We start from the raw sequence: 15,011 nt of genomic DNA on the forward strand, positions 1-15,011 counted from the left end.
GACCCGCGCCGCCGCCCGCTCCCCGGCCCTCACCTCCGCCGGCCCGCGCGGCTGAGCACGCCGCACCGTCGCCGTAATGCGGGGCGCCCCCGGACGTAACACGGCCGTCGCACGCTTCTCTCCATGTCCGAGGTCGTCACCACCCCCACGCACTGCCCCTACTGCGCCCTCCAGTGCGGTATGTCGCTCCGCCCGGCCACCACGACGGCCGAGGCCGACGGGTGGCCGGTCGAGGTGGTCGACCGCACCGACTTCCCCGTCAACCGGGGCGCGCTCTGCGGCAAGGGCCGCACCGCCCCGGCCGTACTCTCCTCCCGGGTCAGGCTGACCGAGCCCCTGGTCCGATGCCCTGACACGGGTGCTCTGCGTCCGGCCACCTGGGAGGAGGCCCTCGCCGCCGTCGCCGACGGGCTGCGCCGGACCCGCGCCGCGCACGGGCCGGACGCCGTGGGCGTCTTCGGCGGTGGCGGCCTCACCAACGAGAAGGCGTACACCCTCGGCAAGTTCGCCCGGCTCGTCCTCGGCACCTCGCAGATCGACTACAACGGCCGCTTCTGCATGTCGTCGGCCGCGGCCGCCCACACCAGGGCGTTCGGGCTCGACCGGGGCCTGCCCTTCCCGCTGGAGGACGTCCCGCGCACCGGCTGCGTCATCCTGGTCGGCTCCAACCTCGCCGAGACCATGCCGCCGGCGCTGCGCTACCTCACCGAGCTGAAGGAGAACGGCGGGAAGCTGATCGTCGTCGACCCGCGCCGCACCAGGACCGCCGAGCAGGCCGACCTCCACCTCGCGCCCCGCCCCGGGACCGACCTCGCGCTCGCGCTCGGGCTCCTCCACCTCGTCGTGGCCGAGGGCCGCACGGACGAGGCGTTCATCCGGGACCGTACGCAGGGGTGGGAGGCCGCGCGGGCCGGGGCGATGGCCCACTGGCCGGAGCTGGTCGAGCGGATCACCGGAGTGCCGGTGCCGCTGCTGCGGGACGCCATGCGGATGTTCTGCGACGCCGAGAACGGGATGGTGCTGACGGCGCGCGGACCCGAGCAGCAGTCCAAGGGCACCGACACGGTCGGCGCGTGGATCAACCTGTGCCTGGCGACCGGTCGGGCCGGGCGCCCGCTGAGCGGTTACGGCTGCCTCACCGGCCAGGGCAACGGCCAGGGCGGCCGCGAGCACGGCCAGAAGGCCGACCAGCTCCCCGGCTACCGCAAGCTGGACGACCCCGCCGCCCGGGAGCACGTCGCCCGGGTGTGGGGCGTGGAGCCGGAGTCGCTGCCCGCGCCGGGCCGCAGTGCGTACGAACTCCTCGACGCGCTCGGCGGTGACGTGCGGTCCCTGCTCGTCATGGCCTCCAACCCGGTGGTCTCCGCCCCGCGCGCCGCCCATGTCGAGGAGCGCCTGCGCTCGCTCGACTTCCTGGCCGTCGCGGACGTGGTCCTGTCCGAGACCGCCGCCCTGGCCGACGTGGTGCTGCCCGTCACGCAGTGGGCGGAGGAGACCGGGACGATGACCAACCTGGAGGGCAGGGTGCTGCTGCGGCAGCGGGCGATCACCCCGCCGCCCGGGGTCCGCAGCGATCTGGACGTGCTGCACGCGCTGGCCGGGCTGCTCGGCTGGGAGAAGGGCTTCCCGACGGACCCGGAGGAGGTCTTCGACGAGCTCCGCCGCGCGTCGGCGGGCGGGCCCGCGGACTACTCGGGCATCAGCTACCGGCGCATCCGGGAGGAGGACGGCGTCTTCTGGCCGTGCCCGGACCTCACCGGGAGCGCCGGCCCGGAGGGCGTCCACCCCGGGACGCCGCGGCTCTTCCTCGACCGGTTCGCCACCCCCGACGGGCGGGCGCGGTTCGCCGCCGTCGTCCACCGGGAGGCCGCCGAGGAGACGGACGAGGCGTACCCGATCGTGCTGACGACCGGGCGGGTCGTCGCCCACTACCAGTCGGGGGCCCAGACCCGGCGCGTCGACGAGCTGAACGCCGCCGCTCCCGGCTCCTTCGTGGAGCTCCACCCGCGGCTCGCCGAGCGGCTGGGGGTGGCCGAGGGCGAGCGGGTCGCGGTGGTCTCGCGGCGCGGCAGGTCGGTGGTGCCCGCGCGGATCACCGCGGCCATCCGGCCCGACACCGTCTTCATGCCCTTCCACTGGGCGGGCGAGGGCCGGGCCAACACGCTCACCAATCCGGCGCTCGACCCGGTCTCGCGGATGCCGGAGTTCAAGGTGTGCGCTGTGCGTCTCGAAAGGGAGCGGCCGTCCGCGTGACCCAGTCGCCGCCCGGGATGAGCGGCCCGGGCAGGGCGGCCGGCGCGGCGAGATAGACCCAGGCCGGCACGGCGGCCCCGTCCCGGACGCGGACGACCGGCCGCTCCACCCGCTCGTAGAGGTTGCGCGGGTGCCCGGGCCCTTCGTACTCCTCCAGGCGGTCCAGTACGCCGAGCAGTTCGCCGTACGCGCCGGGCGCCGCGGTCACCAGTTCGCCGACGATCCCGCTCCCGGCCTTCCCGGCGTACGGGCCGGGGTCCTGCACCGCGTACGGATAGCCGGGCCCGTCGTGCAGCCGCGTGCCCGGCAGGAGGGCGGGTTCCTCCCGTGCCGTGCGGCCGCGCAGGAAGAGGTCGTGGTTGTACTGGCCGGGGCGCAGCGTCCCGTACACGAAGAACGGCAGCTCGGGCGGGGTCGCGGTCATGGCGCGATCGTCTCCTGCGCGAGCCAGGCGAGATAGCCGGCCGTGCCCCGGACGACCGGGGTGGCGATGATCTCCGGCGTCGCGTAGTCGTGCGCGGCCAGGAGATGGGCTTCGAGGGCGGTGTAACAGGCGTCCGTCGTCTTGAAGAGCACCTGCCACTCCTCGCTCGTCTCGATCGCCCCCTGCCAGTGGTAGACGGAGGTCACCGGCCCGGAGACCTGGGCGCAGGCGGCGAGCCGCGCCTCGACGGCTCCGCGGGCGAGCGCCTCGGCCTTCTCGGCGCTGTCGGTGGTGGTGAGTACGGTGAGTGCGAGGGTCACTCCCTCACCGTACCGACGCTCCCGGCGCTCCGGGGCCGCCGTCCGCACCGGCCTTGTGCGGCTCGGTTCGCCTCCGGGGCGCTTCGTGCGGCCCTTCGGCTCACTCGTCAGGCGGCGGGGGCGAACTGCGCGGCGTGCAGCCGGGCGTAGGCGCCGTCCCCGGCCAGCAGCTCGGTGTGGGTGCCCTGTTCGACGATCGAGCCGTCCTCCATCACCAGGATCACGTCCGCGTCCCGGATGGTGGAGAGCCGGTGCGCGATGACGAAACTCGTCCTGCCCTCGCGGAGCGAGGACATGGCGCGCTGGATCAGGAGCTCCGTGCGGGTGTCGACGGAGCTGGTCGCCTCGTCCAGGACCAGGATCCGCGGCTCGGACAGGAACGCCCGGGCGATGGTGATCAGCTGCTTCTCGCCGGCGCTCAGTCCGGCGCCGTCCTCGTCGAGCACGGTGTCGTAGCCGTCGGGGAGGGTGCGGATGAACCGGTCGGCGTGCGCGGCCATGGCGGCTTCGACGATCCGTTCGCGGGTGGCCTCGCCGGGCGCGCCGTAGGCGATGTTGTCGGCGATGGTCCCGCCGAAGAGCCAGGTGTCCTGGAGGACCATGCCGATCCCGGAGCGCAGCTCGTCCCGGGACATGCGGGCCACGTCGACACCGTCGAGGGTGATCCGGCCGCCGGTCACTTCGTAGAACCGCATCAGCAGGTTCACCAGCGTCGTCTTCCCGGCGCCGGTCGGGCCGACGATCGCGACCGTCCGGCCGGGCTCCACCGTCAGCGACAGATCCTCGACGAGCGGCCTGTCCGGCTCGTAGCGGAAGGAGACCTTCTCGAAGGAGACGCGTCCGGCCCGTCCGGTGGCCCTCCCCCGGCCTCCGGCGCGCTGCTGCTCCGTCCCGTCCGGCCGCGTCCCGCGGTCGGCGGCGGACGGGGCGGGGGACTCCTCGTCCGCGTCGAGCAGGTCGAAGACGCGCTCGGCGGAGGCGACTCCGGACTGGAGCAGGTTCGCCATGGCGGCGATCTGGGTGACCGGGCCGTTGAAGTCGTAGGAGTACTGGATGAACGCCTGGACGTCGCCGATCGACAGCGTGCCCGACGCCACCCGCAGACCGCCGACGACCGCGATCAGGACGTAGTTGAGGTTCCCGACGAGGGTGAGGGCCGGCTGGATGAAGCCGGACATGAACTGGGCGCGGAAGCTCGCCGCGTACAGCTCCTCGCCCAGTTCGTCGAAGCGCGCCACGGCCTCCTCGCGCCGCCCGAAGGCGACGACCTCGGCGTGGCCGGTGAACATCTCCTCGACGTGGCTGTTGAGACGCCCGGTGACGGCCCACTGCCGGACGAACTGCGGCTGGGCGCGCTTGCCGATCCGCGCCGCGACGAGCACGGACACCGGCACGGTCGCCAGCGCGACGAGCGCGAGGAGCGGGGAGATCCAGAACATCATCAGCAGTACGCCGACGAGGGTGAGGAGCGCCCGGACCATCTGTCCGAAGGCCTGCTGGAGGGTCTGGGTGATGTTGTCGATGTCGTTGGTGGTGCGGCTGAGGATCTCGCCGCGGGCCTGCCTGTCGACGTACGACAGGGGCAGCCGGGAGAGCTTTCCCTGGGCGCCGGCTCGCAGCCGGTGGCCGGCCCGTTGCACGACCGTCGTCGCGAGCCGCTGCTGGAGCCAGTTCAGCGCGGCGGAGCCGACGACCAGGGCCATCGCCAGGGTCAGGGCCCGGGCGACCGCGGGGAAGTCGACGCCCGCCTGGCTCGCCGCGCCGGAGACGACGAGGTCGGTGGCGCGGCCCAGGATCAGGGGGCTGAGGACGGCGAGGGAGACGGCGCCGATGGCGGCGACGAGCATGCCGAGGAGCAGCGGGCGTTCGGGCGCCATCGTGCGCAGCAGGCGCAGGCCCGAGGAGCGGAAGTCCAGGGACCGTTCGAGGGCCGGGGTGTTCAGTCCGGGCCCGCGCTGCGGGAGCGCGGGCCCCCGGCGCTCGGGGGTACGGGCGGGGGCGGTGCGGGAGGCGCCCCGGAAGCGGTGGCGGGCGGGGGCCGGGTCGCCGGGAGCGACCTCGTTCGTCGGCCGGGTGTCGCTCATGCCGCTTCCTCCTCGGTGAGCTGGGAGAGGACGATCTCCCGGTAGGTGGGGTTGTCCCGCATGAGTTCCTCGTGGGTGCCGCTGCCGACGGCCCGGCCCTGGTCGAGGACGACGATCCGGTCGGCGCCGCGGATGGTGGAGACGCGCTGGGCGACGATGACGACGGTCGCCCCGGCCGTCTCCCGTGCCAGTGCCTCCCTGAGTCGCGCGTCGGTGGCGGGGTCGAGGGCGGAGAAGGAGTCGTCGAAGAGGTAGAGCCGGGGGCGGGCGACGAGGACCCGGGCGATCGCGAGCCGTTGGCGCTGGCCGCCGGAGAGGTTGGTGCCGCCCTGGGCGACCGGGGCGTCGAGCCCCTCGGGGAGGGCGCGGACGAAGTCGGCCGCCTGGGCCACCTCCAGCGCCTGCCACAGCTCCTCGTCTCTCGCCTCGGGCCTTCCGTACCGCAGGTTGTCCGCCACCGTGCCGGAGAAGAGGTACGGCTTCTGGGGGACGATGCCGACCGTGCGGGAGAGCAGGGTGCGGTCCATGGCGCGGACGTCGACGCCTCCGACGCGGACCTCGCCGCCGGTCGCGTCGAAGAGGCGCGGGACGAGCCCGAGGAGGGTGGTCTTGCCGCTGCCGGTGGAGCCGACGACGGCGGTGGTACGGCCGGGCAGGGCGGTGAGGTCCACCCCGCGCAGGACGGGTTCCTCGGCGCCGGGGTAGCTGAAGTCGACGCCCCGGATGTCGAGCCGGCCGGGTCCCGCCAGCTCCCGGACGGGGTCGGCGGGCGCGGTGACGGAGGGTTCGGTGGTGAGGATCTCCTGGATGCGTTCGGCGCTGACCTCGGCGCGGGGCATGTGCATCAGCAGGAACAGGACCATCATCACCGCCATGAAGATCTGGAGCAGATAGCCGAGGAAGGCGATCAGCGAACCGGCCTGGATCGCCCCGGAGTCGAGCCGGTGGGCGCCGACCCACAGGATGCCGACGGTGGCCAGCTCCCAGACGATCAGGACGATCGGGAACATCAGGGCCTGCAGGCGTCCGGCGCGCATGCCCACCGCGCGCAGTTCGTCGTTGGCGGCGGCGAACCGGCGCTGCTCGTGCCGGTCGCGGACGAAGGCCCGGACGACCCGGATGCCGGTGATCTGCTCGCGCATCACGCGGTTGACCCCGTCCACGCGCTCCTGCATGCCGCGGAAGAGGGGCCGCATCCGCACCACGACCGCGCCGACGGCGCCGGCGATCAGCGGGATGAAGACGAGCAGCAGCAGGGCGAGCGGGAGGTCCTGGTCGAGGGCCATGACGATGCCGCCGACGCACATCAGGGGCGCGGCCACCAGCAGCGTCAGGACGAGGACGGCGAAGGTCTGGATCTGCTGGACGTCGTTGGTGGTCCGGGTGATCAGGGAGGCGGTGCCGAAGCGGCTCATTTCCCGGGCGGAGAAGTCCTGGACGCGGCGGAAGACGGTGGCGCGCAGGTCGCGGCCGACGCCCATGGCGATCGTGGCGCCGACGTAGACGGCGCCCGCCGCCGCGGCGGCCTGGAGAAGGGTGACGGCGATCATCAGGCCGCCGCCGGAGAGGACGTGCGCGGTGTCGCCGCGCAGGACGCCGTTGTCGATGACGTCGGCGTTGAGGGTGGGCAGGGTGAGGGAGGCGAGGCTCTGGAGGAGCTGGAGGAGGATGACCAGGGCGAGGGTGCGCCGGTGGGGCCGGAGCCGGCCGGCGACGAGCCGCAGCAGCATGGGTGGGCGCTCCCGCTCAACCGGTGTAGGCGCGGACGGACTTGGCGTCGCGCAGGGCGCGCGCCCACCAGGCGGTCTGGTCGAGCATGGTCTTGGCGGCGGTGTCGGGGCCGGTGGGGTCCTTGTGCCGGCCGTCCTCGCCGAACTGTCCGTGCACGTAGGGGAAGGCGACCGAGTCGCGCATCGTGACCGCGTGCAACTCGGCGTAGATCTGCCGCAGTTGCTCGACGGCCCGCAGGCCGCCGGAGATCCCGCCGTAGGAGACGAATCCGACCGGCTTGGCCTGCCATTCGACGTAGTGCCAGTCGATGAGGTTCTTGAGGGCGGCGGGGAAGGAGTGGTTGTACTCGGGGGTGAGGACGACGAAGGCGTCGGCGGCGGCCAGGACCGGGGAGACCTTGGCGAGTTCGGCGCGCACCTCGGGGCCCGGGGAGTGCGAGAGGGAGGTGGGCAGGTCGGTCTCGGCCAGGTCCACGACGTCGACGGTGAAGTCCTCGCGCTCGGCGACCCTGGCGAGGAACCAGTCGGCGACGACGGGGCCGAACCGGCCTTCACGGTTGGAGGCGATGACGACGGCGAGCTTGAGCGGCATGACGGAGTCGGTGGACTCCGTGGAGTTCGTGATGTCCATGCCGATGATCGTGGTACCTCAAGTTTGGTTGAGGTCAAGCGCCGTTCCGCGGCCCGTTCCGCGGTCCGTCCCCGGCATACGGTGGGGGCCATGACGACGGCCCCCGTACACGTCGAGACCGACGGCGTCCCCGCACCCGACCCGGAAGCCCTCGCCGCCCTGATGAGCGGCTACGGCCACTTCACCGCCGCGCAGGTGCGCGACGGGCGGGTGCGCGGTCTCGGACTCCATCTGGACCGGCTCGACCGCGCGACCCGCGAGCTGTTCGGCCGGCCGCTCGACGGCGGGCACGTCCGCACCCTGCTCGCCGGCGCCCTGCGGACGGCGGGGCGGCGGGACGCGGCGGTCCGCGTCCACGTCCACGAGGGCGCGCGCGTCACCGTGACCGTCCGGGCGCCGGCCCCGATGCCCCGCACCCCGCAGAGCCTGATGGCGGTCGACTATCTGCGCCCGGCCGCCCACATCAAGCACCTGGGCGGCTTCGGCCAGCGCTTCCACGGCGACGCGGCCCGCCGGGCCGGCTTCGACGAGGCCCTGCTGACGGGTCCGGACGGCGAGATCGCCGAGGGGGCGGTCACCAACATCGCCTTCTGGGACGGCGCGGCGCTGGTCTGGCCGTCGGCGCCGAGCCTGACCGGGATCACGATGGCCCTGCTGGAGGCGCGGCTGGACTCGCTGCGGCGCCGGGTCACGCGGGCGGACCTGCCGGAGTTCCGCGCGGCCTTCGTGACGAACTCGCGCGGCATCGCCCCGGTGGAGCGGATCGACGCGGTCCGGTTCGAGGTGGACGAGGAGCTGATGGAGCGGGTGTACGCGGCGTACGGATCCGTGCCCTGGGAGACCGTCTGACCCGTCCGGCCCGGACGCCGTCACCCGTTCGGCGCGGAGCCCGAGCTGACGCCTCGTAACCCACTCTGACCTGCGCGAACGCGGCCCGCACAAGCCGACACACCGCACCGGACGGCGTAATTCTGACCCCCCATCAGCAGGCGCGTGGCGCGCCACGGCTCTTACCTCGGACAAGAGGAGACGGCTCGCAACGGCCGCTCGGAAGACCGCTCGCGCGCCACGGAGGACCCCATGCGCACCACTGCCCGCCTGCTCACCGGTACCGCGTTGTCGGTCGTCGCGATCGGCGCCTTCGCCGTACCGGCGGCGTACGCCGGGGACTACCACACCCTGGAGGTGTACCCGTCCTCCGCGACGCCCGGCACGACCATCACCGTCAACACCCTCGCGTGCGGCCACAAGGGCCACGGCATCGGCGACGCGCAGTCCCTCGGGGCGGGCGACTTCCAGCTGAACCCGAGCACGCACAAGGAGGTCGTGGTCGGTCAGTTCACGGTCCCCCACCACGCCAGGCCCGGCACCTACGGCATCAGCGTGGCCTGTGACAACGGCAAGACGGCCCGCGGTGACCTCGTCGTCAAGCACCGCAGCCCGAGCGGGCACGTCCAGACCGGCGTCGGGGGCAGCGTGGGCCCCGACACCGCCCAGGTCGCGGCGGGCGCGGCGGTGCTGGCCGCTACCGCCGTCGGCGGTACCTGGCTCCTGCGCCGCCGGGCGAGCGGCGCGCAGGGCCGCTAGGCCGTGTCCGGAAAGCCCCGGCCCTCCCCTGCGGGCGGACGGCGCTGCTTTCCGGACCCGACCTGGGCGTACCGCACGTCCTGCCCCCGCCGCGCGCCCGCATACGGCCCGGCGGGGGCAGGGCCACATCCGGCCCCGGCCCCGCTCCGCGCGGGCGCACCGGGGCCCGCGCACCGTCCCCCACGCAGCCGAGAAGGGAGACCCGAGCACCGTGAGCAACAGGAGCAAGGGCTGGGGCATCGCGATCGCCGCGTGCGTCGGCGTCTGGCTCGTCCAGAACGGGTCGGAGAACATCACCCCGCCCGTCCCCTCCGCCGCGCAGGCCTTCGCCGCGGGACCCAACGCGTACACCGACGCCGCCGCCGACCCGCTGCCCCCCTCCGCGCCGGTCCGGCTGCGCATCCCCGAGATCGACGTCGACACCCCGATGACCGGGCTCGGCCTGAGTGCGAAGGGCACGCTGGAGGTGCCGCCCGCGAGCGACCGCAATCTCGCCGGCTGGTTCCGGGAGGGCACCACGCCCGGCGCCGAGGGCACCGCGATCGTGGCCGGCCACGTCGACAACGCGAAGGGGCCGGCGGTCTTCTACGCCCTCGGGGCGCTCAAGAAGGGCGACCGCGTCGAGGTGGACCGCGAGGACGGGCGGACCGCCGTCTTCACCATCGACGCCATCGAGGTCTACGACAACGCGGACTTCCCCGACCGGAAGGTCTACGGCGAGCGGGACAGGGCCGAGCTGCGCCTGATCACCTGCGGCGGCGGCTTCTCCGAGAAGTCCGGCTACCAGGGGAACGTGGTGGCGTTCGCCCATCTCATCGGAGTGCGCGGGGCGTCCTCATGACCACTGGTCGAAGGCGAGCTTCGCGATGAGGGAGAGCACGACGACGAGCAGCACCCCGCGGACGAAGCCGGTGCCCTTCCGCAGCGCCATCCGCGCCCCGATCATCCCGCCCGCCAGGTTGAAGACCGCCATGATCGCGGCCAGCTGCCACAGCACGGTGCCCTGGTAGGCGAACATCGCGAGCGCCCCCGCGTTGGTGCAGACGTTGACGATCTTGGCGGTGGCGGAAGCGGTCACCAGGTCGAGGTGGAGGACGGCGGAGAGCGCCAGGACCAGGAAGGTGCCGGTGCCGGGCCCGAAGAGGCCGTCGTAGAAGCCGATCCCGCCGCCGACGACCACGATCGCGGTGACGACCCTGGCCCGCCCGACGGGCGCCGTGTCCTCGCCCCGGGCGCCGAAGGACGGCCGCAGCACCACGAACGCCGCCACGCCCAGCAGGACGACCATGATGACCGGGCGCAGGACGTCGCTGCTGATCCCGGCGGCGAAGAAGGCACCGCCCATGGACCCGGCGAGGGCCGCGAGACCGATCCGTACCGCCGTCTTCACCCGCACCGGCGCCTTGCGGACGTAGGTGACGGCGGCGCCCGAGGTGCCGACGATCGCGACGGCCTTGTTGGTGCCGAGGACGTGCGCGGCCGGCACGTGCGGCAGCCCGAGCAGCAGCGCGGGCAGCAGGAGCAGCCCGCCCCCTCCGACCACGGCGTCGATCCAGCCGGCCACGAGGGCGGCGGCGCAGAGCAGCAGGAGCGCGGTCAGGGATATGTCAGGCATGATCGCGAGCCTAGGCAGGAGACGGATGGACCGTCCACGGCCCCCGGGAGAGCTGAGCTACATCTGAGGTTGGCGCCCGTGGGCGGCGCGCGCCTCACAGCGCCCTCACCCGAGGACTGAGATCAGCGTTCCGTCCGGGAAACAGTCGGGATGCCGACGGGTAACACCCGCCCCGCACTCTTCGAGCATGAGTACACGGATCGTGGTGGTCGGAGGCGGAACGGCGGGCGCCCGGCTCGCCCAGCGCCTGCCCGTCACCCTCCTCGGCGAAGAGCCGCACGCGCCGTACAACCGGGTGCTGCTAGCGGACGTCCTCGCCGGGCGGTACGCGCCGGAGGTGATCGCGCTGCCCGCTCCCCTGGAGCCGGTGCGGCGCGGTGTGCGGGCGGTACGGATCGACCGCGCCGCCCGGGTCGTGCACTGCGAGGACGGCACGGCGGTCGGCTACGACCGGCTGGTCCTGGCGACCGGCTCCAACCCCGTGCTGCCGCCGCTGCGCGGACTGCGCGGCGCGCGGCTGCCGTCGGGCGTCCACCCGTTCCGTACCCTCGACGACTGCCTGGAGCTGCGCGCGCTGGTACGTCCCGGGGTCCGCGCGGTCGTCGTCGGCGGCGGGCTCCTCGGGGTCTCGGCCGCCCGTGCGCTGGCCGCGCTGGGCGCCGAGGTGGTGCTGACCCAGCAGGGCGAGCGCCTGATGGAGCGGCAGCTGGACGAGCAGGCGTCGGCGCTGCTGCGCGCGCACATGGAGTCGCTCGGGGTGGAGGTGCACACCGAGTGCCGGGTCAGCGGGCTGCGCCAGGAGGGCGGCGCGGTGACGGCCGTCGAGCTCGCCGACGGCTTCGTGCTGGACGCCGGGGTCGTGGTGCTGGCCTGCGGGGTCAGGCCGCGCACCGGTCTCGCCCGCGACGCGGGCCTGGCGGTCCGCACCGGCGTCGTCGTCGACGACGAGCTGCGGACCTCCGACCCGTTCATCCACGCCATCGGCGACTGCGCCGAGCACGACGGCCGGGTGTACGGCCTGGCGGGCCCGGCCCTGGAGCAGGCGGACGCCTTGGCGGGCGTCCTGCTCGCCACGGCGACGGGGCCGACGGCGGGCACGGGGACGGCGCCCGCCGCCCGGCCCCCCGAGGCCGCGCCCGCCCCCTTCGCCCCGTACACCGGCACCCGGGCCCTGACCCGTCTCACCCTCGGCGGGGCCGAGGCGCTCGATCTCGCCGCCTTCGGCGAGGCCACCCCCCTGCCGGGCGACGACGTCGTCCAGCTGACCGACGCCACCCGCCGCGCCTACCGCAAGGTCGTCGTCCGCGGCGACCGCCTGGTCGGCGGCGTGCTCCTCGGCGACCTCGCGGCGGTCGGGGCGCTCGCCCGGGCCTGGGAGGGCGACGAAGCCCTTCCGCCCGCTCCCCTGCTCCACCTGCTCACCCACGACGGAGGCTCCTGAGATGTCGACCAAGCCCGCGCACACCCCCACTGTCGTCCTGGTCGGCCACGGAATGGTCGGCCAGCGCTTCCTGGAGGCACTGGCGGACCAGGGCGTCACCGAGCGCGCCCGGATCGTGGTGCTCTGCGAGGAGCCGCGCCCCGCCTACGACCGCGTCCACCTCACCTCGTACTTCGACGGCCGCACCCCCGACGACCTCTCCATGGTCGAGACCGGCTTCATGGAGCGCCACGGCATCGAGCTGTACGTCGGCGACCCGGCCGAGTCGGTCGACCGCGCGGCCCGTACGGTCACCGCCCGCTCCGGACAGGTCTTCGCGTACGACACGCTGGTCCTGGCCACCGGCTCGTACCCCTTCGTGCCTCCCGTCCCCGGCAAGGACGCCCGCGGCTGCTTCGTCTACCGGACGATCGAGGACCTGCTCGCCATCGAGGAGTACGCGAAGACCGCGACGACCGGCGCGGTCGTCGGCGGCGGGCTGCTGGGCCTGGAGGCGGCCGGCGCGCTCAGCGGGCTCGGCCTCGACACCCACGTCGTGGAGTTCGCGCCCCGGCTGATGCCGGTGCAGGTCGACGAGGGCGGCGGCGCGGCGCTGCTGCGCACGATCGAGCAGATGGGGCTGAGCGTCCACACGGGCACCGGCACCCAGGAGGTCGTCACCCAGGACGGCGTGGTCACCGGGATGCGCCTGTCGGACGGGTCGGAACTGGCCGTCGACATGGTGGTGTTCTCCGCCGGCGTACGCCCCCGGGACCAGCTGGCCCGGGAGTGCGGGCTCGACGTCGGCGAGCGGGGCGGCATCGCGGTCGACGAGCAGTGCCGCACCTCCGACCCGGCGGTCTTCGCCATCGGCGAGTGCGCCCTGGCCTCCGACGGCCGGGTGTACGGCCTGGTGGCGCCGGGCTACGAGATGGCGCTGACCGCCGCCGCCACGATCGCCGCCGCCGGGGAGCTCTCCTTCACCGGTGCCGACATGTCGACGAAGCTGAAGCTGCTCGGCGTGGACGTGGCCTCCTTCGGCGACGCGCACGGCACGGCCGAGGACTGCCTCGACGTCGTGTACTCCGACTCCCGCTCCGGGGTCTACAAGAAGCTCGTGATCGACCGGGAGGGCAGGCTCCTCGGCGGTGTGCTGGTCGGCGACGCCGACTCGTACGGCATGCTGCGGCCGCTCACCGGCTCCGTGCCGCCCGTCCCGCCCGAGCAGCTGGTGCTGCCGGCGGGCGCCGGGGCGCCGGTCGCGCTCGGCCCGCCCGCGCTGCCGGACGACGCCGTCATCTGCTCCTGCCACAACGTCACCAAGCACGCGATCACCCAGTGCGCGACGCTGCCGGAGGTGAAGAAGTGCACCAAGGCCGGTACGGGCTGCGGCAGTTGCGTCAAGCTGATCGGCCAGCTGCTGCCGACGGCCGCGGACAAGGGCCTGTGCGGCTGCTTCTCGTACACCCGCAGCGAGCTGTACGAGATCACCCGCACGCTGCGGCTGACCTCCTTCGCCGAGCTGATCGACTCGCACGGGCGGCCCGAGGCGCGCGGCGGTGAGGGCTGCGAGGTCTGCAAGCCGACCGTCGGCTCGATCCTCGCCAGCCTCGCCCCGGCGCTGGAGCTGGGCGGTTACATCCTCGACGGCGAGCAGGCCGCCCTCCAGGACACCAACGACCACTTCCTCGCCAACATGCAGCGCAACGGCTCGTACTCCGTGGTGCCCCGCATCCCCGGCGGTGAGATCACCCCGGAGAAGCTGATCGTGATCGGCGAGGTGGCCCGCGACTTCGGGCTCTACACCAAGCTCACCGGCGGCCAGCGGATCGACCTCTTCGGCGCGCGCGTCGACCAGCTCCCGGCGATCTGGACCCGGCTCGTCGACGCCGGTTTCGAATCGGGGCACGCCTACGGCAAGTCGCTGCGCACGGTGAAGTCCTGCGTCGGGCAGACCTGGTGCCGCTACGGCGTCCAGGACTCCGTGAAGATGGCGATCCAGCTGGAGCTGCGCTACCGCGGCCTGCGCTCCCCGCACAAGCTGAAGTCCGCGGTCTCCGGCTGCGCCCGGGAGTGCGCGGAGGCCCAGTCGAAGGACTTCGGCATCATCGCGACGGCGAGCGGGTGGAACCTCTACGTCGGCGGCAACGGGGGCGCGACCCCGCGCCACGCGGACCTGCTCGCCCAGGACCTCTCGGACGCCGAACTGGTGCGGCTGATCGACCGGTTCCTGATGTTCTACATCCGCACCGCCGACCGTCTGGAGCGCACCTCGACCTGGCTGGAGCGCCTTGAGGGCGGGCTCGACCACCTCAAGGACGTGGTGGTGCACGACTCGCTGGGGCTTTGCGACGAGCTGGAGGCGCTGATGGCGGCGCACGTCGACGACTACCAGGACGAGTGGGCGCAGACCCTGGACGACCCGGACCGGTTGCGCCGCTTCGTCTCCTTCGTCAACGCGCCGGACGCGCCGGACCCCTCGGTGAAGTTCGTGCCGGAGCGTGACCAGATCAAGCCGGACCTGACGGTCCTCACCATCGGATCTCTGGAAAGGGTCTGAAGCCGATGAACCTCGAACTCTCCCACGACGTGACCGCCGACGCATGGACGGTGATCTGCGAGGAGTCCCGGCTGACGCCGGGCCGGGGCGTGGCGGCGCTCCTCCCGGACGGCCGGCAGGCCGCGCTGTTCAAGGACCGGTCGGGGCGCGCGTACGCGATCGACAACCGCGACCCGTTCACCGGCGCGCAGGTGCTGTCCCGGGGTCTGGTGGGGTCGGCGGGCGGGCGGCCGTTCGTGGCCTCGCCGCTGCTGAAGCAGCGCTTCGATCTGGAGACCGGCCGGTGCCTGGACGACGACGACGTGACGGTGACGGTGTACCCGGTCCGTACGAGCCGGGAGGCGCACGCGCCCCGGACGGTGGCAACCGAGGCCCTCGCGTAGTTGA

Annotated in this window: 13 protein-coding genes; 7 read left to right on the forward strand and 6 right to left on the reverse strand. The window is 73.5% G+C overall.

Annotated features, from left to right (window positions below; translation table 11 throughout):
- Positions 1-123: 123 nt before the first annotated feature.
- A complete protein-coding gene (locus tag ACFZBD_RS22955; RefSeq protein ID WP_391142362.1) occupies positions 124-2,253 on the forward strand; it encodes a molybdopterin-dependent oxidoreductase in 2,130 nt (709 codons plus the stop codon).
- Here ACFZBD_RS22955 and ACFZBD_RS22960 read toward each other — a convergent pair.
- From ACFZBD_RS22960 to ACFZBD_RS22980, 5 genes are all read right to left on the reverse strand, one after another.
- Entirely contained in the window at positions 2,207-2,677 is a 471-nt protein-coding gene (locus tag ACFZBD_RS22960) for a gamma-glutamylcyclotransferase (RefSeq protein ID WP_391142365.1), read from the reverse strand. The two genes, ACFZBD_RS22955 and ACFZBD_RS22960, sit on opposite strands and share 47 nt — an antisense overlap.
- Entirely contained in the window at positions 2,674-2,997 is a 324-nt protein-coding gene (gene cutA, locus ACFZBD_RS22965) for a divalent cation tolerance protein CutA (protein WP_391142367.1), read from the reverse strand. Before cutA ends, ACFZBD_RS22960 begins: the two co-directional genes overlap by 4 nt.
- Before the next feature lie 107 nt (positions 2,998-3,104).
- Complete coding sequence (locus tag ACFZBD_RS22970) at positions 3,105-5,081, reverse strand: ABC transporter transmembrane domain-containing protein (RefSeq protein ID WP_391142380.1); 1,977 nt, start codon at positions 5,079-5,081, stop codon at positions 3,105-3,107.
- Positions 5,078-6,811, reverse strand: a complete 1,734-nt coding sequence (locus ACFZBD_RS22975) for an ABC transporter transmembrane domain-containing protein (RefSeq protein ID WP_391142382.1) — start codon at positions 6,809-6,811, stop codon at positions 5,078-5,080. The genes ACFZBD_RS22970 and ACFZBD_RS22975 overlap by 4 nt, the downstream gene beginning before the upstream one ends.
- A 16-nt stretch (positions 6,812-6,827) precedes the next feature.
- Positions 6,828-7,442, reverse strand: coding sequence for an NAD(P)H-dependent oxidoreductase (locus tag ACFZBD_RS22980; RefSeq protein ID WP_391142384.1), 615 nt, complete (start codon positions 7,440-7,442; stop codon positions 6,828-6,830).
- 90 nt (positions 7,443-7,532) lie between these two features.
- On the opposite strand from ACFZBD_RS22980, the gene ACFZBD_RS22985 reads away from it, so the two are divergent.
- The 3 genes from ACFZBD_RS22985 (at position 7,533) to ACFZBD_RS22995 (ending at position 9,870) form a co-directional block, all read left to right on the forward strand.
- Positions 7,533-8,291 (forward strand): aminotransferase class IV, encoded by a 759-nt coding sequence (locus ACFZBD_RS22985; RefSeq protein WP_391142386.1) that lies wholly within the window; start codon positions 7,533-7,535, stop codon positions 8,289-8,291.
- Between the two features lie 231 nt (positions 8,292-8,522).
- Positions 8,523-9,029 carry a hypothetical protein gene (locus ACFZBD_RS22990; protein WP_391142388.1) on the forward strand — a complete coding sequence of 169 codons (507 nt, stop codon included), beginning with the start codon at positions 8,523-8,525 and terminating at the stop codon, positions 9,027-9,029.
- A 211-nt stretch (positions 9,030-9,240) separates the two neighbouring features.
- Positions 9,241-9,870, forward strand: a complete 630-nt coding sequence (locus ACFZBD_RS22995; RefSeq protein WP_391142391.1) for a class F sortase — start codon at positions 9,241-9,243, stop codon at positions 9,868-9,870.
- Here ACFZBD_RS22995 and ACFZBD_RS23000 read toward each other — a convergent pair.
- On the reverse strand, positions 9,865-10,644 hold the full coding sequence (locus ACFZBD_RS23000; protein WP_391142394.1) for a TSUP family transporter: 780 nt from the start codon (positions 10,642-10,644) through the stop codon (positions 9,865-9,867). The genes ACFZBD_RS22995 and ACFZBD_RS23000 overlap by 6 nt on opposite strands.
- A 187-nt stretch (positions 10,645-10,831) precedes the next feature.
- Here ACFZBD_RS23000 and ACFZBD_RS23005 point away from each other — a divergent pair, with 187 nt between their 5' ends.
- Genes ACFZBD_RS23005 through nirD form a run of 3 tightly spaced genes read left to right on the forward strand, consistent with a single transcriptional unit; the run spans position 10,832 to position 15,007 of the window.
- Positions 10,832-12,085: an FAD-dependent oxidoreductase gene (locus tag ACFZBD_RS23005; RefSeq protein ID WP_391142397.1), complete on the forward strand. Its 1,254-nt coding sequence runs from the start codon at positions 10,832-10,834 to the stop codon at positions 12,083-12,085.
- Between the two features lies 1 nt (position 12,086).
- Positions 12,087-14,624 carry a nitrite reductase large subunit NirB gene (nirB, locus tag ACFZBD_RS23010; protein WP_391142399.1) on the forward strand — a complete coding sequence of 846 codons (2,538 nt, stop codon included), beginning with the start codon at positions 12,087-12,089 and terminating at the stop codon, positions 14,622-14,624.
- A gap of 5 nt (positions 14,625-14,629) precedes the next feature.
- Complete coding sequence (gene nirD, locus ACFZBD_RS23015) at positions 14,630-15,007, forward strand: nitrite reductase small subunit NirD (protein WP_391142402.1); 378 nt, start codon at positions 14,630-14,632, stop codon at positions 15,005-15,007.
- Positions 15,008-15,011 lie beyond the last annotated feature (4 nt).

The organism is Streptomyces sp. NPDC008121, from assembly GCF_042957155.1.
Classification (GTDB): Bacteria; Actinomycetota; Actinomycetes; order Streptomycetales; family Streptomycetaceae; genus Streptomyces.

Bases quoted from the DNA above. Each gene is read 5' to 3' on its own strand.
- ACFZBD_RS22955 (WP_391142362.1), top strand. From the start codon at position 124: ATGTCCGAGGTCGTCACCACCCCCACGCACTGCCCCTACTGCGCCCTC.
- ACFZBD_RS22960 (WP_391142365.1), bottom strand. From the start codon at position 2,677: ATGACCGCGACCCCGCCCGAGCTGCCGTTCTTCGTGTACGGGACGCTG.
- ACFZBD_RS22970 (WP_391142380.1), bottom strand. From the start codon at position 5,081: ATGAGCGACACCCGGCCGACGAACGAGGTCGCTCCCGGCGACCCGGCC.
- ACFZBD_RS22975 (WP_391142382.1), bottom strand. From the start codon at position 6,811: ATGCTGCTGCGGCTCGTCGCCGGCCGGCTCCGGCCCCACCGGCGCACC.
- ACFZBD_RS22980 (WP_391142384.1), bottom strand. From the start codon at position 7,442: ATGGACATCACGAACTCCACGGAGTCCACCGACTCCGTCATGCCGCTC.
- ACFZBD_RS22985 (WP_391142386.1), top strand. From the start codon at position 7,533: ATGACGACGGCCCCCGTACACGTCGAGACCGACGGCGTCCCCGCACCC.
- ACFZBD_RS22990 (WP_391142388.1), top strand. From the start codon at position 8,523: ATGCGCACCACTGCCCGCCTGCTCACCGGTACCGCGTTGTCGGTCGTC.
- ACFZBD_RS23000 (WP_391142394.1), bottom strand. From the start codon at position 10,644: ATGCCTGACATATCCCTGACCGCGCTCCTGCTGCTCTGCGCCGCCGCC.
- ACFZBD_RS23005 (WP_391142397.1), top strand. From the start codon at position 10,832: ATGAGTACACGGATCGTGGTGGTCGGAGGCGGAACGGCGGGCGCCCGG.
- nirB (WP_391142399.1), top strand. From the start codon at position 12,087: ATGTCGACCAAGCCCGCGCACACCCCCACTGTCGTCCTGGTCGGCCAC.
- nirD (WP_391142402.1), top strand. From the start codon at position 14,630: ATGAACCTCGAACTCTCCCACGACGTGACCGCCGACGCATGGACGGTG.